The 21,295-nt window shown below is 40.8% G+C and carries 22 protein-coding genes; 18 read left to right on the forward strand and 4 right to left on the reverse strand.

The genetic code is table 11. The annotated features are described in order from the left end of the window. Genes JWG41_RS09235 through JWG41_RS09265 form a run of 7 tightly spaced genes read left to right on the forward strand, consistent with a single transcriptional unit; the run spans position 1 to position 5,957 of the window. Entirely contained in the window at positions 1-465 is a 465-nt protein-coding gene (locus JWG41_RS09235; protein ID WP_002987015.1) for an FtsB family cell division protein, read from the forward strand. Between the two features lies 1 nt (position 466). After that, the gene (locus tag JWG41_RS09240; protein WP_205269645.1) at positions 467-1,075 is read left to right on the forward strand and encodes a ClpP family protease; all 609 of its coding nucleotides are present in this window, start codon (positions 467-469) and stop codon (positions 1,073-1,075) included. Next, positions 1,062-2,072: a YheT family hydrolase gene (locus JWG41_RS09245; RefSeq protein WP_205269646.1), complete on the forward strand. Its 1,011-nt coding sequence runs from the start codon at positions 1,062-1,064 to the stop codon at positions 2,070-2,072. The genes JWG41_RS09240 and JWG41_RS09245 overlap by 14 nt, the downstream gene beginning before the upstream one ends. A 32-nt stretch (positions 2,073-2,104) precedes the next feature. After that, complete coding sequence (locus tag JWG41_RS09250) at positions 2,105-3,490, forward strand: TldD/PmbA family protein (RefSeq protein ID WP_205269647.1); 1,386 nt, start codon at positions 2,105-2,107, stop codon at positions 3,488-3,490. Continuing rightward, complete coding sequence (locus tag JWG41_RS09255; RefSeq protein WP_205269664.1) at positions 3,490-4,869, forward strand: TldD/PmbA family protein; 1,380 nt, start codon at positions 3,490-3,492, stop codon at positions 4,867-4,869. The genes JWG41_RS09250 and JWG41_RS09255 overlap by 1 nt, the downstream gene beginning before the upstream one ends. Positions 4,870-4,873: 4 nt before the next feature. Next, positions 4,874-5,407, forward strand: coding sequence for a DUF4416 family protein (locus JWG41_RS09260; protein ID WP_205269648.1), 534 nt, complete (start codon positions 4,874-4,876; stop codon positions 5,405-5,407). Next, positions 5,382-5,957: a hypothetical protein gene (locus JWG41_RS09265; RefSeq protein ID WP_232373897.1), complete on the forward strand. Its 576-nt coding sequence runs from the start codon at positions 5,382-5,384 to the stop codon at positions 5,955-5,957. Before JWG41_RS09260 ends, JWG41_RS09265 begins: the two co-directional genes overlap by 26 nt. Before the next feature lie 17 nt (positions 5,958-5,974). Here JWG41_RS09265 and JWG41_RS09270 read toward each other — a convergent pair whose 3' ends face one another. Together JWG41_RS09270 and JWG41_RS09275 are read right to left on the reverse strand one after the other, a co-directional pair. After that, positions 5,975-6,724, reverse strand: coding sequence for a diacylglycerol/polyprenol kinase family protein (locus JWG41_RS09270; protein WP_205269649.1), 750 nt, complete (start codon positions 6,722-6,724; stop codon positions 5,975-5,977). Between the two features lie 3 nt (positions 6,725-6,727). Beyond that, positions 6,728-7,084 (reverse strand): STAS domain-containing protein, encoded by a 357-nt coding sequence (locus tag JWG41_RS09275; protein WP_002973885.1) that lies wholly within the window; start codon positions 7,082-7,084, stop codon positions 6,728-6,730. 73 nt (positions 7,085-7,157) lie between these two features. On the opposite strand from JWG41_RS09275, the gene JWG41_RS09280 reads away from it, so the two are divergent. The 6 genes from JWG41_RS09280 (at position 7,158) to JWG41_RS09305 (ending at position 14,154) form a co-directional block, all read left to right on the forward strand. Beyond that, entirely contained in the window at positions 7,158-7,457 is a 300-nt protein-coding gene (locus JWG41_RS09280; protein WP_205269650.1) for a hypothetical protein, read from the forward strand. Between the two features lie 31 nt (positions 7,458-7,488). Then, a complete protein-coding gene (locus tag JWG41_RS09285) occupies positions 7,489-9,006 on the forward strand; it encodes an LIC12015 family putative lipoprotein (protein ID WP_205269651.1) in 1,518 nt (505 codons plus the stop codon). A gap of 101 nt (positions 9,007-9,107) precedes the next feature. Beyond that, positions 9,108-9,503, forward strand: coding sequence for a helix-turn-helix domain-containing protein (locus JWG41_RS09290; RefSeq protein WP_015678327.1), 396 nt, complete (start codon positions 9,108-9,110; stop codon positions 9,501-9,503). A 99-nt stretch (positions 9,504-9,602) separates the two neighbouring features. Further along, positions 9,603-11,189, forward strand: coding sequence for a sodium:neurotransmitter symporter family protein (locus JWG41_RS09295; RefSeq protein ID WP_205269652.1), 1,587 nt, complete (start codon positions 9,603-9,605; stop codon positions 11,187-11,189). 116 nt (positions 11,190-11,305) lie between these two features. After that, a complete protein-coding gene (locus JWG41_RS09300) occupies positions 11,306-13,294 on the forward strand; it encodes an ATP-dependent DNA helicase (RefSeq protein WP_205269653.1) in 1,989 nt (662 codons plus the stop codon). Positions 13,295-13,296: 2 nt separating this feature from the next. Continuing rightward, on the forward strand, positions 13,297-14,154 hold the full coding sequence (locus JWG41_RS09305) for a hypothetical protein (protein WP_205269654.1): 858 nt from the start codon (positions 13,297-13,299) through the stop codon (positions 14,152-14,154). On the opposite strand, the gene JWG41_RS09310 is transcribed toward JWG41_RS09305, so the two are convergent. Together JWG41_RS09310 and asnS are read right to left on the reverse strand one after the other, a co-directional pair. Continuing rightward, positions 14,117-14,920 (reverse strand): hypothetical protein, encoded by an 804-nt coding sequence (locus JWG41_RS09310; protein WP_205269655.1) that lies wholly within the window; start codon positions 14,918-14,920, stop codon positions 14,117-14,119. The two genes, JWG41_RS09305 and JWG41_RS09310, sit on opposite strands and share 38 nt — an antisense overlap. A 58-nt stretch (positions 14,921-14,978) precedes the next feature. Next, on the reverse strand, positions 14,979-16,283 hold the full coding sequence (gene asnS / locus JWG41_RS09315; RefSeq protein WP_205269656.1) for an asparagine--tRNA ligase: 1,305 nt from the start codon (positions 16,281-16,283) through the stop codon (positions 14,979-14,981). A 55-nt stretch (positions 16,284-16,338) separates the two neighbouring features. On the opposite strand from asnS, the gene folD reads away from it, so the two are divergent. The 5 genes from folD to JWG41_RS09340 all read left to right on the forward strand — a co-directional run. After that, on the forward strand, positions 16,339-17,214 hold the full coding sequence (gene folD, locus JWG41_RS09320) for a bifunctional methylenetetrahydrofolate dehydrogenase/methenyltetrahydrofolate cyclohydrolase FolD (protein ID WP_205269657.1): 876 nt from the start codon (positions 16,339-16,341) through the stop codon (positions 17,212-17,214). Further along, positions 17,198-18,166: an acetylxylan esterase gene (locus JWG41_RS09325; RefSeq protein WP_205269658.1), complete on the forward strand. Its 969-nt coding sequence runs from the start codon at positions 17,198-17,200 to the stop codon at positions 18,164-18,166. The genes folD and JWG41_RS09325 overlap by 17 nt, the downstream gene beginning before the upstream one ends. Beyond that, positions 18,163-19,620 (forward strand): cysteine--tRNA ligase, encoded by a 1,458-nt coding sequence (gene cysS, locus JWG41_RS09330; RefSeq protein WP_205269659.1) that lies wholly within the window; start codon positions 18,163-18,165, stop codon positions 19,618-19,620. Before JWG41_RS09325 ends, cysS begins: the two co-directional genes overlap by 4 nt. Further along, on the forward strand, positions 19,602-20,375 hold the full coding sequence (gene rlmB / locus JWG41_RS09335; RefSeq protein ID WP_205269660.1) for a 23S rRNA (guanosine(2251)-2'-O)-methyltransferase RlmB: 774 nt from the start codon (positions 19,602-19,604) through the stop codon (positions 20,373-20,375). The genes cysS and rlmB overlap by 19 nt, the downstream gene beginning before the upstream one ends. After that, a partial coding sequence (locus tag JWG41_RS09340; protein ID WP_205269661.1) for an esterase/lipase family protein occupies positions 20,362-21,295 on the forward strand: 934 nt, incomplete at its 3' end. The genes rlmB and JWG41_RS09340, both read left to right, overlap by 14 nt.

The raw sequence follows: 21,295 nt of genomic DNA on the forward strand, positions 1-21,295 counted from the left end.
ATGACACCAACGAAAGCCTCCCTACTTGTAATGTATATTTGTGCTGGTCTCTATCTTGGACTTTTGTCCGAGTCAGGGATCGCCGAACGTATGCGCCTTGAGAAAGAATTACAAAATCTCAATGCCGAGGTAGAGAGGCTTGTGGTAGAAAACCAAGGGTTGGAAGAAAAAGAACGCCGCCTCAAAAATGATGCTTATGCCTTAGAACAGGAAGCAAGGAAGTACTATCTACTTTCTGAAACTGCTCATGTATTGAAATTCGAAGAAATGCCTTCGCCTTTGACGCAAAAAACAAAAGCCCTTCCGGCTTCCCTGCAAACGGCAGGGCTTGGTGCGGAATGGAAGGAGCCTCCGCTCTTTTTGTTACGTTTCTTTTTTATTTCTTTCAGTGTTTTCCTGATTCTAGGCGTTTACTTCAAGCTGAAACGCTTGCCTCATACGTCTAAACAGGAAAGACTGAATTAATATGCCAGAAGAAGAAACACCAGATAAAGAAATCTCAGAAACCATCCAAGATCTCATTAGCGACAAAAACATGGGAAAGAAGTTCCTGGAAAAAAGGAAAATCTTTCTCTGGGGTCCGGTCACTGACGAATCCTCCAAGGAATTAACTGCCAAACTCATGTATTTGGAAATGGCAGATCCTGGAAAACCAATCACGTTTTATATCAATAGCCCCGGTGGTGTTGTGACCTCTGGCCTGGTTGTTTATGATACCATGCAAATGATTTCCTCTCCGGTTCATACAGTTTGTATGGGTATGGCTGCTTCTATGGGTTCTATCCTTCTCATTGGTGGGAAAAAAGGAAATCGTTACATCTGGCCTAACGGCCGTGTGATGATTCACCAACCTTCCATTGGCGGACAAATCCAAGCTCCTGCTACGGATTTACTCATTCATGCACAGGATATTGTCAAAACCAAAGAAAAGCTCAATCAAATGTTAGCGGATGCTTGTGGAAAATCCTACGAACAATTGGTGGAAGACACCGATCGCGATTATTACATGGATGCCGACCAAGCTCTTGCTTACGGAATTGTGGATAAAATCGTAAACACAATTGACGTCGTCTAACAGAGAGTTTAAACCTAGAAGATTTTTAGAAGGTAGACATTTACAAACTGTCTACAACGTACTCTTTCCTCCAGACAATTCGTTGGAGGATGAGTATTATTCCGAGAGTATCCTCATTCCAACAAACGATAAGTCTGGGGATATTCTTTGGTTAGAACACAATCCCCCTTTATCACATATTCGTAAAAAAGCATCCAAATGGAATGGACACTACTTACTTCTCATTCATGGAATGGAAGGAAGTTCGGAATCTCATTACATGGTGAGTGCTGGTAAAGAAGCACTAAATCGTGGTTATGGTGTGATTCGGATGAATTTACGAAACTGTGGTCGCGGTCTTGGTCTTGCAAGAAAACCATATAACGCCGGCCAATCCGAAGACATTGAGACTGTATTACAATACATTCATAAACATTTCACCAAATCCATTTTTGTATCCGGGTTTTCTTTATCTGCCAATATGGTGGTGAAGTTCTTCGGCGAAAAAAGACAACATTATGCCAAAGCATTTTCGGCCACTTCCCCTCCTTTGGATTTAAAACGCAGTTGTGATTTTATCGATTCCCGTGCCGGAAATTTTTACCGGGATCATTTTTTAGATACCATGAAAGAGAAAGTAACCTCAGGGGTTTATGAAATCTCTGATAAAATCAAGGAACGTGTCCTTCGTAGTAAGTCTTTTTTTGATTTTGATGACTTTTTCACAGCACCAATTGCTGGTTATGCGAATGTTTTAGAATACTACAATATCTGTTCTGGGCTGAAATACTTAGGTGGGATCAAAATCCCTGGTCTTCTTGTCCATGCCGATGATGATCCTGTCGTCCCTTCGGAAGTTTGGCATGAGATTCGTTGGAAGTCCTACCCACTACTACAGACAGTGCTTACGGAAAAAGGGGGCCATGTGGGATTTATCAGTGATACCTCCCCTGACAATCCAGAAGGACGATGGCTTCCTCGGATTTTACTCGATTTTTTTGATTCTCAAATCAAATAGTTTAACAATAATACAAGAGAAGGTAAGGGCCAATGCGCAACCTATTAAAAGAATGTTTGGCGGAAGAGTCCGGATTTGTGGAATTAAGATACCACCATAAAGAAAGTCGTTCCTTTCATGCAGAAAGAGGACGAGTGGAATCCACTGCCCTTCGGAAACGAACAGGAATTGGCGTTCGTGTTTTGGAAGCAGGTACTTGGGGATTTGCATCTACCAGCGAAATCTCAAAATCATCCATTCAAAATGCCATCCAGGTTGCAAAAAAAGCCGCCCGCCTATCCTCTGCTTTGCGAAAGGATAAAATCCCAAACTTACCAAAGGCAAACTTTGCCATTGGTGATTTTATTGGAAAAGGGATCGAAGACTTTCGCAACCGCACCGTTGAAGAAAAATTAAAACTCGTTCTCGATATCCAAAACGAAGCGGCCAAACAATCGACAAAACTCCAATCGGTGGGTTGTGGGTATTCCGAAATTTATGAAGAAAAAGCCATCGTCACAACCGATGGGGCTGATAGTTTTTTTACTATGGTAAGACCTGAGTTCCGAGTCTCTGCCGTTGCCAAAGAAGATGGAAAGATGGAATCGGGATCTCATTCCATTGGAGTGACTGGGGGTTGGGATTGTTTGTTTCGGTCTCAGTCGGCCCTCCAGATTTCCGAAGAAGCTTGTAAAACTGCTGTGGATTTACTCTCCAGTGTTTTACCAGATGGTGGACTTTCGACTGTCATCCTATCCCCGTCCATAGTGGGTCTTCTTGTCCATGAAGCCATTGGCCATACAGTGGAAGCCGATTTTGTTCTCTCAGGATCTGTGGCCCAAGGGAAAATCGGACAACGAGTTGGTTCCGATCTAGTCACGTTATGCGACTCTGGATTTTCCGAATACTATGAAGGTGCTGGCGGTTCCATTCCTGTGGATGATGAAGGCCTCCTTCCTACAAACACTGTCATCATTAAAAACGGAATTTTAACTTCTTATTTGCACAATAGAGAAACGGCGGAACGGTTTGGTGTGGCTCCCACCGGTTCGGCAAGGGCTTGGGAGTATGGAGATGTTCCGCTTATCCGGATGCGAAATACCTTCCTCGTTCCTGGAGATTCTCATTTGGAAGAAATGATCGCAAACACCAAAGATGGATATTATTTGGATGGGGCAAAAAACGGCCAAGCGGATGCTACTGGTGAGTTTATGTTTGCTGTACAAAAAGCCTACCGAATTCAAAATGGAAAGATCACTGACCTTTTGAAAGGAGTCACTGTATCTGGACTTGCTTTCGATGTATTACAAAATGTTGATATGGTTTCCAAAGAATTTAAATGGGATTTGGGTTCGGGACATTGTGGCAAAGGCCAACCAGCAAAAGTTGATGCGGGTGGTCCTTATGTTAGAACCAAAGTATTGCTAGGTGGTAAATGATGGATCATTTAGCAATTGAAAAACGGTTAGATGGCCAAAAAGAATTACTTTCCGGTCTAGTCAAAAAAGCAAAATCCAATGGAATCGACCAGGTAGAAATTTATTCTAGTTATGGTTACTCAGAAGATGTCAGTTTAGAAAAAAATGACTTAAACAACTGTACGGCGACAGAAGAGAATATGTTTGGAATCCGAGTGATTGTCGAAGGAAACCAAGGTTTTATCATCTCCAATCATATTCCGAGTCTCTACGAGTCCATTGAAGAAGCTTTTAGTTTAGCCAAAAGCCAATCCACTCCTGATTTTGATTTGGGATTGCCGGAACCAGAAACCATTCCGGCCGTTTTCAATCAATATGACGATTCTTTGGACAAGTTGGGAATTGAAGACCTAGTTGCATCTGCCAAAGAAGCCCTTGGTTGGAGAAATGATTTATATTCCAAGGTCAATATTGATTCGGGAGATTTTTCCCTTAGCAAGGGTTATAAACTGATTGTATCTTCCAAGGGAGTGATGGCTCACGAACTCGGAGCGGAACTTTCTGCCTCTGTGATGGGCATGGGTGTGGACGGAGATCTTGTCGGAAGTTTTGATTATGATTCGGCGAGCGGTTTCAACAAGGAGCAGTTCCAAAACCTTTGGAAGAAAGCATTTACCAACTTTGGAGACAAATGTATGGGAGCTCTCTATGCCAAACCCAGTTCCGGTTTCCAAGGAAAAGTTCTACTTCCCCCGGATGCGGTGTATTCTTTTTTCCTCGGGCTCTTTTTAGGTTCCTTAAATGGAACAAGCCTAAGGAAAGGAAAATCAAAGATGGCGGGAAAACTGGAAGAAAAGGTTGCCTCGTCTCTTTTGTCGATTTGGGATGATCCAACTAATGACCGTTTCATGGGCTCGACGGGATTTGACAGGGAAGGTCTCCCTACTTCTAAAAAACCCATCCTTACTGATGGAGTGCTGCACACTTACTTCTACAATACCTATGAAGCCAAAAAAGCAGGTCTCGCAAAATCCAATGGATCTGCGAATGGAGGGGCCCAAAGCCTTCCGGGTTGTGGCCCAAAACAATTACAAATTGCACCGGGCTCTTCTTCTAAGGATGAGTTTTTCAAACTTCCAGGAAAAACATTATTTGTGAACCGAATCTCGGGAACCAAAGATGGGGCATCCGGCGATTTTTCCGGCGTGATCAAAGGTAGTTATGTTCTGGAGAACGGTGAAAAGACTCCGGTCAGGGAGTTACAAATTGTAGGAAATGCTTTTGATGCATTAAACCAAATAGAAGCTATCTCGAAAGAAGGAGAACTTTTGGGTGAGTCTTCTTTTGTTCCCTATATGCTTTTGGATGGATTTACAATCACAGGGGTTACGGAAAACTAAGGTTATGCCGCAAGAGTTATTAGAAAGACCACCGGGTGCTTCTTTTTTTATGATCCTCTCTTACCAACAAGAGGACATTCTATTTGAATTGAAAGCAATGGCGGAAAAACGGTTTTCTAAAATTCTCTATGAATCAGTCCTTCTTCCCAAATGGACTCCCGATGAAACAGAAAGGGAACTCGCCTATCCGGGGAGATGGACCAAAGTCCTATCCTTTAAACAAAGGATCCACAGGGAGGAACTTGTGGAGAAAAAAAAGGAATGTTTGGAATTCCAAATGCTATTACAAAAAAAAGATCCAAGTGTTCTCTTGATTCCAGGTTACGTTACTTCGCATAATATTGTTATTGCGAAATCAAAGGATGACTTCCATCGAATTTACTTATTCCAAGGTGTGTATGGGGAGACCGTATACCATTTTTCCCGGGGACAACTCGTTGTACCGAACACAACCCAAAGTTACTTTCGGGAAAGAGAAGTGAGTTATTTTTTTAATACCCTCAGGGAATCCTATGAATTCAACAAATTCAAATCCTAATCACTTCCCTACTTCTATTTTCATTTCCTTATTGGTTTTTATAAGTATTGCCATTGGTGGATGCCAAACGGACCCGAAACAATCCTTTCAGTTTTGTGATAATTTCAATGAACCTTTGGATTGCACAGAACCCAAAACAGAAAAAGATATTGTCCTTTTAGATCAAAAGTTGTTTAAAAAAGAAAATCCTAACTATGAGGATTTTGGAAATTTTTTGTATTTCACGGCAAGAGAAACTCCCGGGTTTCGCCTGGTCCTCCCAAAACCATACAATGGGCTGGAAAAACAAACATTTCGTTCTGGATATGTTGCGTATTTAAAATATGGAAATTCCTCCGAAAGGATGGAAGGGAATTTATTCCAAAACAATGTAGTGGTATCTTTTCATTATTTAGGGGCTCTTTTGAAAGAGGAGTTCCGCCATAAGGGAATCGATAAATCTCCCTTTCAATTAGAAGCACTCGGCCCCATCCTTTTGGAATATAAAGTGGTAGTTCCTGGAATGGAGACCATCACCAAACAGAGAACTGTCGAACTTCGCTGGAAGTAACCAATCACCTCTTTCCGCTACTTCTGAATGTAAAGGGCCTGCGGGTCGAAGAAAAAATCCATCGGTGTATAATTCAAATACAATAAGGAAAGCACAGAAAGGACAACGGCTCCCACTACGGGAATGAGAAGGTTGTCGTCAATCAGTCCTTTTGCCGTTGTGTTTGCAAAAAACTCAGTGATACAAGCGGCCACCACGGAAAAGAAAACAAGATAAACAGGAGTCCACAAAAGTTCTGTTTGGGGGTCGAGAATCGCAAGAAAACTTCCTGGCTGAGACTTGGTGATGAGAAAGAGCGCCAGAACCGAAAATAGAAAAGCGGGAATTAAAAACCCCACAATCCCTTCTAAAGATTTTCCATTATAGAATCTATGTTTCCCGTATTTGCTACCAACAAAAGCAGCAAAGGGATCCCCGATTACCAGAAACAAAATGGCAAGGATGGCAATCTCTGCCGGAAAAAACAAAACAACGAGGAAGTTGGCGAAAAAATAAGGAACGGTTCCGTTGAACCTTTGTCTTTCGGACTCTTTCATGAGAAATCCAAAATACTTATAAAAGAAATTTTCAAAACCGGAATGATTTAGGCGAACGAGCTCCAATACAAAGAGAGCCACAAGGAGGGCTGCCAGGGCCGTGACAAGGATGGCGCGTGTTGCATAGACGAGGCCAAAAGCATCACGGAAGGGATCAAAAAAAAGAGTCACGGGGATGATGAGCCCGAGTACATGCCAAATTTTACGAAAGAAATTGAATCCTGAACTCACGGTTTACCTACTGGGTCTTGAGGCCATTTTGAACGCAGCCTCTTCATTGTTAGCGATGGGAAATAAATTACGAACTCCAGCCATTAAAAATGCTTGTCTAACACTTAACGGCAGATTGATTAAGATGATTTTATGTTTGTGGAGAAAGGCTTCTTCGCTTAAGGTTTTGAAGGCGATGATTCCTTGGGTTGTCACCATATTTAATTCTTCTAGATCTAAAATGACTGATCCATGTTTCAGGGAATTGATCACCGATTTGATGCACTTTTCGGCAGTGAAGTTATTTAGATTTCCCTGCAATTTGGTAACATATACAGTATCAATTTTTTCAGTGGAAACGACTAAATCATCTAGGCTCATAAAATTTGCTATTTTTCTTATTTCATTCTTGCACTCTATTGCAAGTAAATAAAACTTTTGGAAGGAGTGGTGTTTGAAGGTAACTGTTGCCCATTTATACAAAAAACTGGAAGAACTGGATCGGGACGTCGTAGAATTGAAAAAATTGACGGATCGACTTGCTTCTGACCGGGAATATTCCCCCATTCTGAAAGAAACCTTTGTATCGGAAATGAATAAATTAGAGGATCAGAAATCAGAGATCCTTAAATTGAATGTTTCCCATACACTGCCCTTGGCTAAGAAACCCGCAGTTGCTTCCGAGAAAACGATCCCAACTCCCACACAAGTTTCTGAACCCAAAAAGCCGGAAAAACCGGTCCGCAAATACTAAAATAATACGTAAAAATAGACAAGGAAATCCAATGAATCTAAACAAACTTTTCACTCTGGGTGTTATGCTCGGTTTGATTTTCGTACCAATTATCAATTGCTCTAAGGATTCTGAAATCCTTGCAACCTTTGATGGTGGAACTGTGACTCGCAAAGAAATGAACTTTGTGATTGAGGCTTCCAAACGAGGCAATCCAGAACCACAACCCATCACTGCTGATATCCAAGCCAAAATTTTAGAAAGTATCGCTTTAGAAAAAATCCTTTTGAAGGATGCCATTTCTACCAAAAAAGTAGCAGAAGCTGATGTTCAGAAAATTGAATCTTTAGTGAATCAGTTTTTGAAACTCAATGTCTATATGCGTGAGTATGTCAAAAATGGTTTAAAAGAAAAACCATTAGAATTTGTAAACTTGCAACTAGTGCTTGTTCGTGGGGAAGAGGAAGCTTCTAATTTAAAAAAAGCCGAAGAACTCGCAAACAAACTGAATTCATTGTCAAATAAAGAAATTGCAGAAGAAATTTCCAAAGTGACGGAAGACATCACACGTAGACCGATTGCAGGAAAATTGGAACCTTTTTGTACAAACTGTGCAGAAACACCTTTGGAAGACATTCTGTCGGAAGTGAAAAAGGCTAAAACTGGAACTTTTATTTCTTACGCAAAAGCCGGAGAAGGAAGAATTGCTTATGTAGTTCGTTCCACAGGAACTGAAAAAGTTCACCCAGAAAGACTAAAAAAATATTTCACATCCATTTTTGATGATTTCAAAAAAGAAGCTACGGAATACGGGAAAACTCATGAGGATGCAGATACGAAAGCATCGGTTGCCTACTTCACTGATGGTGAATCCGCTGATAAAGCAAACCAGTTTGCTTCTCATACAATGAAAGAGTATGAACAAGGTCTCTACCAAAAAGAACTAAAAAAAATCACTGAAGAAAGTGGAATCAAAGTCGCAAACCTTCCTCGTTTTACAGGTCCCGCAGACATTGATCCTAAAATCTTTACACCTGATTATACATTGTATTCTAATCGTGATGGAAAGAACTACACTTGGAAGGATTTAACGGCAGAATTTGAAGCCATTCCGAATATTCTAAAACAAGAATATAAAGATGAAAAATCCAAAACTTGGGATATGGTCAATTTATTCCAATCCACCATCCTTCAGGGAAAAATTGCAGAAACTTCGGATCGTGTCCAAGATGTGGGATCGGAAATCGGATATTTGATGCAAATGGATAAAATGAAAGTTTCTTTGGCGTTAAAATCGCTACAAGATGAAATTAAAGCCATTCCCGTGACTGTGACAGAGGCACAAATGAGAGATGCTTATGAAGCAGGAAAATTGTATGCTTATGCAGATTCCGACCCGAAAAACCCACAGAATCGCATTCCTAAGCCTTATGGGGCGGTTCGCGAAAGAATTAAGTCGGAAATGGAAGGGGCGCAAAGGAATTCATTTATTGAGCAGAAAGTTTCTGGTCTCAAAACCACTTACAATTTGGTGATTGCCGCTGATCGCCTAAAAGAAGTTACATTATAGTCCCTGTCAAGTTTTAGAGTATGGCAAAATTTTTTTATTGAATTTTGCCATATTTGACATATTCTGACTGTTAGGGGGGATAAATGAACAATCACATTTACATGCTTCGAAAGAAGAGAGGTATCAAACAGTACGATATGGCGAGGGCACTAGGAGTTTCTCCGAGTTACCTATCCAAAATTGAGACTGGAGCCCAAGATCCGACTGAAAAATTCAAGTCATCTTGTGCAAAGTATCTCAAAACCTCTGTTGATAAGCTTTTTAACGAAAGCGCTGTGGAAGACATCTATCCTGAGTTTTCCAATGGATTGAAAAACAAACTTTGGGCAGTCAGACGGGAGTTGGGAATTAAACAATACGATTTCGCTAAGAAATTGAAAGTTTCCACTCCGTTTTTGTCAAAAGTAGAACTTGGACTTTTGGAACCACCGGAAGATTTTAAGAATCTGGTCTCCAAAGTTCTGAAAATGGAAAAAAACGAGCTATTTCTCGGCTAATTTGAAAAATACCAAAGCAAGGCGTCAAAGCCTTGCTTTTTCTCACATTTAGACAAAAAGATTTTGTCACATAATTCCTTCTACATTCAATAGTCCCTGATGAAAGAGAGACAAGTGGAACACCACGATGGCTGGGCCAGTCGTATCGGTTTGATATTGGCTGTGGCAAGTGGTGCCATTGGACTTGGGAATTTTTTACGGTTTCCGGGACAAGCAGCACAAAATGGTGGTGGCGCCTTTATGGTTCCTTACATCATCAGTTTCCTCATTCTCGGAATTCCTGTTTGTTTGGCCGAATGGACCATGGGTCGTATGGGTGGCAAACACGGTCATAGCACCCCTTTTATTTTTCGCGAGTATCTCAAAGGATTTCCGCTCAAACTTTCCGGCACCATCGGTGTGATGATTCCTGTGATGATTTATGTATACTATGTATTCATAGAATCTTGGTGTCTGGCTTATGCTTATTATTTTCTAACCGGACAAATGTCTTTGAATGGGTCCACGCAAAGTGAGATGACCAAACAAGCTTCCACTTTTTTTATGCATTTAACGGGAGCCGAGGCCAACGGATCCAGTTTTCAATCCCCTATCATTGTATTTTTTCTTCTCTGTGTTTTGTTTAATTTTTTACTAGTGTATCGCGGTCTCTCCAAAGGTCTCGAAGCCTTTGCCAAGATTGCCATGCCACTCATGGGAATTTGTGCTACCATCATCCTCATTCGTGTGCTTACCATTCCTGGAATTGAGTCGGGTCTTGCTGTTATGTGGAACCCGGATTGGTCTAAGTTGACCCAACCTAAAGTATGGATCAATGCGGCGGGGCAAATTTTCTTTTCTTTATCAACTGGTTTTGGGATTGCCCTTGTGTTCTCTAGTTTTTTGAAGAAAAAAGATGATGTTGTCCTTTCTAGTCTTTCTTCTGCTTCTTTGAATGAATTCGCAGAAGTTGTGTTTGGTGGTATGATCACCATTCCCGTTGCCTTTTTGTTTTTAGGAATGCAGGCCACTTCCTTTGGAACTTTCGGAATGGGTTTTATTGCACTCCCTTCTGTTTTTGGAATGATGCCGGGTGGGGATTTTTTTGGTGGGCTGTGGTTTCTTGTTCTATTCCTTGCTGCGATTACTTCTTCGGTAACCATGTTACAACCAGGAATTTTATTTTTGGAAGAAGGGTTCCATGTGGGGCGGCGTAAGTCTTCCTTACTACTATTCCTATTTACCTTCTGTTTATGCCTTCCTATTATTTATTTTAACAAAGATTTTGCGGCTCTGGATATTGCTGACTTTTATATTGGAACCATTATGATTTATATTTTGGCTTCCATCCAAATCTTTATTTTTGTTTTTAAAATTGGAGTGGATAAAGGAGTCAAGGATGCCAACGAAGGAAGTTTGATCCCCTTTCCTCGGTCGATTCGGTTTGTATTAAAATACATCACCCCTTGGTTTCTATTGTTTATCTTCGTTTCTTTCTGTTATATGAACTTACCCGAATATTTAGATAAAATGAATCCGGAAGTGATGGGACTCCTTGCCGAAAACAAAGGTGAAAATGTGGAAGATGCCAAAACAAAGGCCACTGTGGCTCGTTCGGTGGTGATTGGCCTATTTTTGATTTATGGATTTATCTATATTTTGGTTTCCAAAGCATTAGATCCGAAAAAAGGAAAGGTGGTCTCATGACTTCCCCCGAAGTGCTCAATTGGCAAGGGATTCTCATTATGACAGTCTCTCTCGTTTCTGTGATTAGTTTGACTGTCGCTTGTATCATTCTTCTTTTTCGTAATAGGCATTAAGGATTGGACGTACAATCAGTTTTTACCAACCAACTTCCGAAACTTTGGAAGGATTATGAAGTTAGAAGAGAACAAATGGAAATGGCCACGTCCATTGAATCTGCATTCAATACTGGCTCTAACTGGGCGATTGAAGCGGGAACGGGTGTTGGTAAGTCCCTTGCCTATTTGATTCCCAGTGCCCTATTTTCTTTGGAAAACGAATGTACGGTTGTGGTTTCCACAGAAACCAAATCCTTACAAGACCAACTTCTATACAAAGATATCCCACTGGTTTCTGAGGCTTTAGGAGTCCCTATCAATGCCATGGTGGCTCTTGGGGCAAGTAATTACCTCTGCAAACGGAAATACAGCCGAGTGATGGAACGGGGGGATTTTGGTCCAGAAATGGAATCTTCCCTGCCATACTTTGTGAACTGGGAGAAACAAACTATAGCCGGAATCCGTGCCGAATATGATGGATTTTTATCCAATTCTTTTTGGAATTCTGTCTCGAGAGAGTCTGACAACTGTTTGGGGAGAAATTGTCCTAACTTTAGTTCTTCGTATTATTTTTTAGAAAAGGAAAAGTGGAAAAAAGCAAATATTCTGATTGTGAACCACCACCTTCTCGCAAGCCATCTTGCCGGTGATTTCAAAATCCTTCCTCCTTTTTCTCAACTGGTCATTGATGAAGCCCATGCCTTTCCGGAAATTGTGGGTCGGGCCTTTGGTTCGGAGATTCGTTATGACCTACTCATGAACTTGCTGCACTATCTCTATTTTCCAGAGAAACGAACCGGACTTGTTTTAAGACTGAAAAACAGTGAAAAAATTATGAAGTCGGTTGAAGTTTCGATTGGTTATGCGAATGATCTGTTTCGAATGTTACTCTCCGTCATTCCTTTACAGTTCAATCAGTTTTCCACGCGCCATACGGAACGAATCAAATTAGACAATGGTGCTTTAGAAGATACACTGGCAGACCTTGCTTCCCAATTAGAATCTCTACTTTCTAAATACAAAAAAGACAGTGAGGATATGGAAGAGAAAGAAATTGCTCTGGGACTAGAGATGGTTTCTGGAAACTTAAAGAAAGCCTCTTCATTCCTAAATGACTTTCGTTTGAAAACCAATCCGAACTTGGTGTTTTGGATTGAACCTCCTCCTCAGTCTTCAAAAGATCCTTTTTATTATTTATTCTCCCAACCGAAAAATACGGACGAGATCTTAGCGAACACTCTATTTCCCAATATGGATTCTGTGGTGATGACATCGGCTACCCTTTCTCCGACGGCAGGAAATTTTCAGTATTTTTTGAAAGAAGTAGGAACCTCGGAAGTAATAACAAAAACATTGGCTTCCCCTTTTTCCTATAACACTCATTCTCTTTTGTTTGTTCCCAAACAAGTCGCAGATCCAGTTCAGGACCCGAGACGAAACAAAACAGATCTGTCTTATTGGATCACTCGACTTTTGAAACTTTCCGAAGGGGATGCCTTTGTCCTTTTTACTTCGAATAAACTTTTATCAGAGCTCTATGAAGAGTTAAGAAACCAAGTCCCTTTTCCGATTTTTTCCCAAACAGAAATGGGTCCCATTGCCGCCAAACGGGAGTTCCTTGCGAATGAAAAAAGTGTCCTCTTTGGAGTCTCCAGTTTTTGGCAGGGTGTGGATATTAAAGGTGATAAACTTAGGAATGTGATTGTGACGAAACTTCCCTTCCAAGTTCCCACAGAACCAGTTTTGCAAGCCAAGATGGAAGATATGGAACGAAAGGGAAAAAGTCCCTTTTGGGAGATGCAGGTTCCTAAAACTTGTTTGTTGCTTAGGCAAGGGTTTGGACGCCTCATCCGTTCGCAGTCGGATACTGGTATGGTGAGTATCCTGGATCCTCGGGTGCATACAAAGTCCTATGGAAAAAACGTCTTGCAAAGTCTTCCGAAGGGAGTTCCCCTCATAACGGAATTTAACGAATTGGAAAGAAAATTCAATCTTTTGCCGAAGTCTTAATTATGAAACGAATCTATCTTTGTTTGGTTTTTTTGCTGAGTGTTTCTCTTGGGTCAAAGCCCGTTGAGGATAAGGATATCTATTCATCCATTGTCAATTGGACAGACCTTGTCGTTTCTTCCTTTGTCAAAGAAACCATTCCAAAAATTGTATTTGATGAAGAAGACCCTGAATTTTCGGGAAAAAATACTGCCACAAGCCAAGGGAAAGCCCATTCCATGGCTCGCAAAAAAGCTCGGGAAAAACTCCGCGTGCGGCTCAGCCAAAGGTTAGAATCCATTCTATTTAATGCGGATTATACGGTGTATGAATACACCCAAGTGAACCAACAAGCAAGGTTACGTTTGAATTCCTATATTGGTTCAGAAAAAGAAGAATATGATTTTCAATTTGTAAAAAATGTTTTGGAAGCCAAAGCCAGTTTGCCTCTGAAAGGTAAAGACGGAATCATAGCACACATTCCTTTGGAATATGGGCAGGAGTCGGTGCCTGAGTTTAGCGAAGAAGTGGTTCCCGTGGAATTTTCAGGCCTTGTCGTAGATGCTCGTCATCTCAGCCTCAAACGAGCATTGTTTCCTAAAATCCAAACCGATCGTGGTTTAGATATCTATTCTCCTGTTTACGTAAAAGAAGCCTATGCCATTGAAACGGGATACATTGTTTACAGAGAAGAACAAACAGGAAAGGGAGTGGAAGCGAAAGTAGGAAAGAACCCCTACTTTGTTTTGGCGTTAGGAACTGCGGGGAAAAACCAAACGGATCTCATCATTCCTACAGATGAGGCGGCCAAATTACTTAGCCACCCCGAATCTAGGAAAAATCTTACACGCTGCAGAGTTTTGATTTTAGTTTCTCGGTAAGAGACAAAAACATTTTTTCTGCTTTGACATAGTCTCCGTGAAAGAGATAAGCGAAACCCATATCTTCTAAGTCTTTGTGAGCTAGAGAGTTTGACTTTGCTTCTAGTTCAGAAATCTTTTTATAAACTGAATCATACATCTTACGTTTTTCTTCAAAACTAGGTAGATTCAATTTGTTTGGAATGTTTTCAAAGATAAGATTTGCTTCTTTGTGACGATCCAAAAAGAGAAGTGCCATACCCACAAGTTTATGGATATCTGAATCGTTTAACAATTTCATATTGTCACGAAAAACTTTGATCACTTCATCATAACGTTTTAAATAATACGTACAAATGAGTTCTTCTTTGACAAAGGAATTGTCGTTCCATTGTTTTTTATACCTTGTGATTACCGATTTTGTTTCTTCATATGCTTCTGCTCTAAAGTAAATTTTGATCGCAGTTTGGATGATAGAAAAACAAAGCGGATTGGTTTGTGTATTGAAGTAAAGATTCAAACTATTACAAGCTTCGGAGCTTTTTCCAATTTCGTGATTTTGGATGGCATCCACGAGAGGTGCCAGGCTCGAAATGCCTTTGGGAGCGGAGATAGTTGCCCTACCTGTCATTTCATACAAAGCCAAATAACTTAGATGTTGGATATAAAAGTTCTCAGGATGACGTTTGGCAAGAACCACGACATCTTCGTTTGATCCTACCTCATAAAGATCCCAAGCTTCTTGTTCTATTGATGTGTTTAAAACTTGGGTTGCTTGCTGTGCCATAAGGTGCCTCTCTTTCCTTAAAAAGATCGGCCTCAAGGTAAATTTCCCGTAAGAAAAATTAAGGAGTCAGCCTGTAAATCATCCTTGGGAAAGGAATACATTCCCGAATATGGGACAAACCACAAACCCAAGCAATCACTCGTTCGAGACCCATCCCAAAGCCTGCATGAGGGACCGAGCCATACTTACGAAGATCCAGATACCAAGAATAGTCCTCTGGTGGGAGACCTTCTTCTTTCAGGCGTTCCACAATCTTTTCGTAAGATTCTTCCCTTTCCGAACCCCCAATGATCTCCCCGATTCCGTCTGGTGCGATTAAATCGGCAGAGAGAACGGTTTCGGCATTATCCGGATTTTGTTTCATATAGAAAGCTTTGATAGCCCTTGGAAAATTTTGGATGAAGATGGCGGTGCCAAAATGCGTGGTAAGGATTTGTTCGCGGTCGGAATTGATATCCTCTCCCCAAGTGATCTCTTCCCCAGCAGTTTTCAAAATTTGGATGGCTTCCCCGTAATCCACTCGGGGAAAAGGTTTTCCTAATTGTTCTAAAAGTGGTGCCGGATCCCGGTCGAGGGCTTTCAAATCCTCTTGGGTTCTTTCGATGGTGGTACGAAGGACTGTCTTTACAAATCGTTCTTGTAAGTCCAAATTTCCGTCTTGGCCAAGGAAGGCAGTTTCTGCTTCGAGCATCCAAAATTCGGTTAAGTGGCGTCTGGTTTTACTCTTTTCGGCTCGGAAAGTGGGACCAAAACAATAGACCTTGGAATGGGCAAAAGCCGCCGTTTCCAAATAGAGTTGTCCCGTTTGGGCCAGATAGGCTTGGCCTAGGTCAAAGTATTCTGTGGAAAACAAAGTTCCCGCAGATTCCCCGATGGAGCCTGTTAGGATGGGAGTGTCAATGAGGGTGTATCCATCATTACGAAAGAATTCCCTGATGGCAAAAGACAATTCGGAGCGCACCCTTTGGATGGCGAGTTGGCGTTTGGAGCGTAACCACAAATGTCTATGGTTGTGTAAAAAGTCTGGCCCATGTTCCTTGGGAGTGATGGGATACTGGTGGGAATCTCCCACAAGGGTAAAGGAATGTAGGAATAGTTCCTGGCCACCAGGTGCCTTCTCGTTCTCTTGTGCGACCCCAAAAACGACAAGGGATGTCTCTTGGGGTAGACCTTTGACTTGTTTGAAGACTTCCTCTCCTAAGAATTCTTTTTCAGCGACCACTTGGTAGATTTTGCCTTCAGTGCGAAGTTGGAGGAATTGGACATGGTTATTCCCTCGGAGTCCTTGGACCCAACCCTGTAAACTATGAGTGGAAGCCGAATTGGGGGATTGTGTTTGTGATGGATCTAAACTTGGAATCATGGATGGTTTTTTCTGTTTGCCAGTTCAATTTTCTTTGAAATTTTGAACTTACAGAATGAAATCTAGCATCCTATTAGACGGTAAAGCGATTTCCGAAAAAATCCGAAATCGAATCGCAGAAACATTAGCAAAGGCTAAATCCGATGGTAAGGGAATTCCCACTCTTGCTACCATCCTTGTCGGGAACAATCCCGCTTCCGAAACTTATGTGAATATGAAGGTGAAGGCTTGTGAAAAAGTCGGTATGGGTTCTCGATATGTTCGACTGAAAGAAGAAACCACCACCGAAGAACTATTAGCTGAAATTAGAAAGTTAAATGAAGATAGTTCCGTGAATGGAATCCTTTTGCAACACCCTGTCCCTCACCAAATCGATGAACGTTTATGTTTTGATGAGATCGCCTTAGAAAAGGATGTGGATGGTGTCACTACTGTTTCTTTCGGGAAATTATCAATGAATAGTGAAGCTTACTATCCGTGCACTCCGTACGGAATGGTTCTACTACTTCAAGAATATGGAATTGATGTTTCGGGAAAACATGCCGTGGTTGTGGGACGTTCTCCCATTCTTGGAAAACCCATGGCCATCATGCTCACAAATTTAAATGCTACGGTGACTCTTTGTCATTCAAAAACAAAGAACCTACCAGACCTTGTCAAACAAGCGGACATTGTGGTCGGGGCTGTTGGAAAACCTGAGTTCATCCAAGCAGACTGGATCAAAGATGGTGCCGTCCTTTTAGATGCTGGTTATAATGTAGGAAATGTGGGAGACATTGAAATCTCTAAAGCCAAAGACAAATCTTCCCACTACACTCCTGTTCCTGGAGGAGTTGGTCCTATGACAATCTCTGTTCTTTTACTCCAAACTATGTATAGTTTTTTAAATCAATTTTCTCCTAAGTTGGATTCCCATGCCTCAAACCGTTAGTTTTGATGAATGTTTCCAAACCGTTCCGAAACTGGATCCTCCGACGGATCTGGATAGTTTTTGGAAAGAAGGGATTTCTGAGTTAAAAAAAGTTCCCATAAAAGCCACTTATAAAACGGTTTTGAAAGGATCTTTTATTTGGGAATCGTTAAACGATATTAGCTTTCAAAGTATCGACAATCATGTGTTACATGGAAAACTTGCTATCCCACGAAAAAGAGGAAATAGGCCCGTAGTTGTTTACTTCCATGACTATCTGGCGATTCCAGAAGAGATCCAAAAAGGATATTCGGATTTGGGTGTGGCTCAACTTCATATCACCTTACGTGGTCATGGGGAAGAAATGGTTCATGCGCCAATAGATCCAACCACAGGAAAATCTCCTATTGGTTGGACTCCCAATTATTTTGCCCACGGCCTCGACCAAAAAGAAGACTTTTATATGCGTAAACTCTATTTGGATGTGATCCGCACTATAGAGTTCTTACGTTTGACGGATGGGATTGATGGAGACCAAATCATTTTACATGGTAAGTCGATTGGATCGGCTCTTTCTGTATTTGGTGCCGCTTATTCCGATCGAATCAAAGGTTTGATTTTAGAAACACCTTCGTTTTGTTATATTGACAAAGATCAAATTTCTTTAAAAGGAAATCCTTGGATTCGGGAACTCACTCCCTTTTTGGAAAAAAGAGCCACCAAAAAAATTGATTATAAAAAAGAATTAGCTTATTTTGATGCACTCAACTTTGCCAAAAAAATAAAAATCCCTGCTCTCTTTTCTTGTGGAATGGAAGATGTGATTTCCCATCCAAAATCTACATTTGCTCTTTTTAATCATATGAATTGTGATAAACGTATGCAGCTCTATCCGACAGAAGGTAATGAAGCTGGGAAAGACAAACAACCCCAAGCCAATTTGGAATTTGTAAAAGAAATTTTTGCCTTATGAGTTTAGTTCCCTTTGTCTTCCAAAATTCTAAATCAGGAAAAAAAGAACCCTTCCAACCGAAAGATCCGGCGAATGTAACGATATATTCCTGTGGGCCTACGGTTTATAACTTTGCTCATATTGGAAACATTCGTTCCTTTTTATTTGTGGATGTCCTTCGTCGTTCGCTACTGTTAGGTGGCTATAAACTCAACCAATCGATGAATATTACAGACATTGACGACAAAATCATTAATGAATCGATCAAACAAAAAATGAGTATAGAGGATTTCACAAAACCTTGGACAGAGGCTTTTTTTAAAGATTTAGAAACCGTTCATGTGCAAAAGTTGGAACATTACCCCAAAGCCACAGAATCCATTGATGCGATGGTGGGTCTTGTGGAAACACTCCAGTCGAATGGTCTCGTTTATGAAAAAGATGGGAATTTATACTTCTCCATTCAAAAGTTCAGTCGTTATGGGGAATTATCTAAAATTGATGTTTCTGGAATGAAGTCTGGAGTTCGTTATGATGCTGATGAATATACAAAAGACGATGTTAGAGATTTTGTCCTTTGGAAAAACCAAAAGACAGAAGAAGAAAAATGTTGGCATACGAGTATTGGAACAGGGCGGCCTGGTTGGCATTTAGAATGTTCTGCAATGATTCGCAAAGTATACGGATCAGGTGTGGACATCCATACCGGTGGGATCGATCTCCTTTTTCCTCATCATGAAAACGAAGCGGCACAAAGTCTTGGAGCCTATCCCAAAGAAGAGTTTGTGGGGACTTGGCTTCACTGCGAACATCTTCTTGTGGATGGAGAGAAAATGTCAAAAAGTAAGGGAAACTTTTATACCTTACGAGATATTTTAGAAAAAGGATATGATCCCAATGCGATCCGTTACCATCTGATTTCTGCTCATTACAGAAGTAAGTTGAATTTTTCGCTTGGAAAATTGGAAGAATCCAAAACTGCCTTGGAACGAATTCAAAATACCATTTACCGAGTGTTAGAGACTGGAAGTTTATGGGATCAAGTTCCGAAAAAATATGATCCTATAGAGTTCTCGGTTCCCGAATTACAAAAATTAAATTTGGAATTTATGGATTCTCTTGCGGATGATTTGAATGTTCCGAAAGCACTTGCTTCCGTTTTTGAACTCGTTCGCATCGTAAATCAATTTTTGGATTCTAAGAATTCTTCTACAAGTGGTTCGTTTTTAAAAGAATCCTTATTCTTATTTTATCAAATCAATCAACTCTTTGCTGTATTTCAATTTGAAAAACAAGTCCAATCCTTAGAAGGAATTTCCGAAGAGTGGATTTTGGATCAAATCAACCAAAGAAAGACCGCCAAACAAAACAAAGATTTCTCTACTGCCGACAAAATTCGTAAAGAGTTGGAAGAAAAAGGAATCCTTCTCGCTGATACAAAAGAAGGAATAACCACATGGAAAAAAGCCCAGTAGAAATACTTTTTGGAAAACGTAATTTTTTTGAATTTTTAGAGTCCCTAGACCAAGTGGCTCCCGAACGAGGAATCAAAACCATCCGGGAAGTGATTGTCAAAGATTCCCTTGGAAATGAAGAAAAACAAAGAATACGCCAATACATTCCAAATTCAATCAAATTCACAACCGTATCCACTCGGGAACTGGACCGAATTGCATCTGATAAAAACCACCAAGGTTATGTCATCATTCGCACCAAACAAAAATCATTTTTGTCACTTGGATTCGAACAATTCAAACAGAATGTACAAGTTGGCCAAGGCCCGGTACTAATTTTAGATCGAATTCAAGATCCCGGAAATCTTGGAAATATTTTAAGAACCGCTGAGTGTATGGGCGTAAAACATGTGTTAATGTCTGATCGTGATACATCCCCTATCACTCCCGTTGTGGAAAAAGTTTCTGCCGGAGCTGTCCACCATTTGCAGATTTATCGATTGGCAAACCTAATGCATGGGATGGAATATCTTAAAAAAAATGAATATTGGATCCTTGCGACCGACGAAGAAGGTGAAGAATCTATTTGGGAAACTTTACCGGAAGCTTCTCAAATGGCCATCATTATGGGGAATGAAGGGGAAGGTGTGAAACGTTTGCTTTTAGAAGAAGCAGACTATGTAGCAAGGATCCCTCTTTTTGGTTCTGTCACTTCACTCAACGTTGTTGTGGCTTGCGGGATTACTTTGGATCGGGTGCAAAATGTTTCGCGTTAGGCGAAAGGTTCTATCTAGTTTTGTATTTCTGATTCTAGGAATCCTTGTATTTCAATCTTGTATTTACGATTTTTACAGAAAGGAATTTGTATCCGAAGATAAAGAGAACAATGAGGCATTGTTACTTTCTTTATTTGGCCTCCTTCCCAATCCTAACCAAAAACTTTATGGATTCCTTCCGGGCTTCTCTCGGAACCTTTCGGATTCTCAGTTTCTTAGTTCTGATTTTTTTCCGAAATCGGCAAAAAAGAAAATTGTTTTGATCCATGGTTGGAATCCAGCTGAGAGGGATTCTGATCCCATCACAAATGATGAAAAAAAAATTCAGAATATAAAGAATACGTTTTCGAATGGGCTCGTTCATTTCCAAGAAGGAAGGGATTCGGCAAATACCGAGTTTGATTTTTATCTTTATACCTACCGCACTTCGAATAGCATTTTAATTAACGGTCGTCAATTTCATTCTACTTTACGTTCTAATTTTACGGATTCGGATCAAGTCTACATTGTGGCCCATTCGATGGGAGGGCTTGTGACAAGAGTGGCGTTGGCTAAGGAAACAGGAGTCCTTCCTTTTGTTCGGCTTGTGGTGACTTTGGCAAGCCCGCAATTTGGATCCCCCTTTGCTACTCCTAGTTTTTTAGGAAGTAATCCATTTGTGAATGACCTCGGCGGTTATCTAGTAGGAACTCAAGGCGGTTCCGAGTTAGGTTATACCAACCAAGGTGCCGGACAAACTGCACTCACTGGTGCAGAGAATGTGGTTCTGGATGTTTTAAATCAGTCCTATCTGGATGCCAACTTAAACGGAAGGTTTGTCAGTTTTGCCGGAGTGATGAGTAGCTGCACCGTGGGTGAAACTTTTTACTACAATACAGGCTGTAATATTTTGAATAACGCTGGTTTTACGCAGTCAGACG

It is taken from the genome of Leptospira chreensis (assembly GCF_016919165.1).
GTDB lineage: Bacteria > Spirochaetota > Leptospiria > Leptospirales > Leptospiraceae > Leptospira_A > Leptospira_A chreensis.

What these genes read in the sequence shown, in the direction of transcription:
- folD (WP_205269657.1), top strand. Translation starts at nt 16,339, where the DNA reads ATGAAATCTAGCATCCTATTAGACGGTAAAGCGATTTCCGAAAAAATC.
- JWG41_RS09295 (WP_205269652.1), top strand. Translation starts at nt 9,603, where the DNA reads ATGAAAGAGAGACAAGTGGAACACCACGATGGCTGGGCCAGTCGTATC.
- JWG41_RS09305 (WP_205269654.1), top strand. Translation starts at nt 13,297, where the DNA reads ATGAAACGAATCTATCTTTGTTTGGTTTTTTTGCTGAGTGTTTCTCTT.
- cysS (WP_205269659.1), top strand. Translation starts at nt 18,163, where the DNA reads ATGAGTTTAGTTCCCTTTGTCTTCCAAAATTCTAAATCAGGAAAAAAA.
- rlmB (WP_205269660.1), top strand. Translation starts at nt 19,602, where the DNA reads ATGGAAAAAAGCCCAGTAGAAATACTTTTTGGAAAACGTAATTTTTTT.
- JWG41_RS09310 (WP_205269655.1), bottom strand. Translation starts at nt 14,920, where the DNA reads ATGGCACAGCAAGCAACCCAAGTTTTAAACACATCAATAGAACAAGAA.
- JWG41_RS09260 (WP_205269648.1), top strand. Translation starts at nt 4,874, where the DNA reads ATGCCGCAAGAGTTATTAGAAAGACCACCGGGTGCTTCTTTTTTTATG.
- JWG41_RS09325 (WP_205269658.1), top strand. Translation starts at nt 17,198, where the DNA reads ATGCCTCAAACCGTTAGTTTTGATGAATGTTTCCAAACCGTTCCGAAA.
- JWG41_RS09235 (WP_002987015.1), top strand. Translation starts at nt 1, where the DNA reads ATGACACCAACGAAAGCCTCCCTACTTGTAATGTATATTTGTGCTGGT.
- JWG41_RS09240 (WP_205269645.1), top strand. Translation starts at nt 467, where the DNA reads ATGCCAGAAGAAGAAACACCAGATAAAGAAATCTCAGAAACCATCCAA.
- JWG41_RS09255 (WP_205269664.1), top strand. Translation starts at nt 3,490, where the DNA reads ATGGATCATTTAGCAATTGAAAAACGGTTAGATGGCCAAAAAGAATTA.
- asnS (WP_205269656.1), bottom strand. Translation starts at nt 16,283, where the DNA reads ATGATTCCAAGTTTAGATCCATCACAAACACAATCCCCCAATTCGGCT.
- JWG41_RS09285 (WP_205269651.1), top strand. Translation starts at nt 7,489, where the DNA reads ATGAATCTAAACAAACTTTTCACTCTGGGTGTTATGCTCGGTTTGATT.
- JWG41_RS09275 (WP_002973885.1), bottom strand. Translation starts at nt 7,084, where the DNA reads ATGAGCCTAGATGATTTAGTCGTTTCCACTGAAAAAATTGATACTGTA.
- JWG41_RS09290 (WP_015678327.1), top strand. Translation starts at nt 9,108, where the DNA reads ATGCTTCGAAAGAAGAGAGGTATCAAACAGTACGATATGGCGAGGGCA.
- JWG41_RS09265 (WP_232373897.1), top strand. Translation starts at nt 5,382, where the DNA reads ATGAATTCAACAAATTCAAATCCTAATCACTTCCCTACTTCTATTTTC.
- JWG41_RS09250 (WP_205269647.1), top strand. Translation starts at nt 2,105, where the DNA reads ATGCGCAACCTATTAAAAGAATGTTTGGCGGAAGAGTCCGGATTTGTG.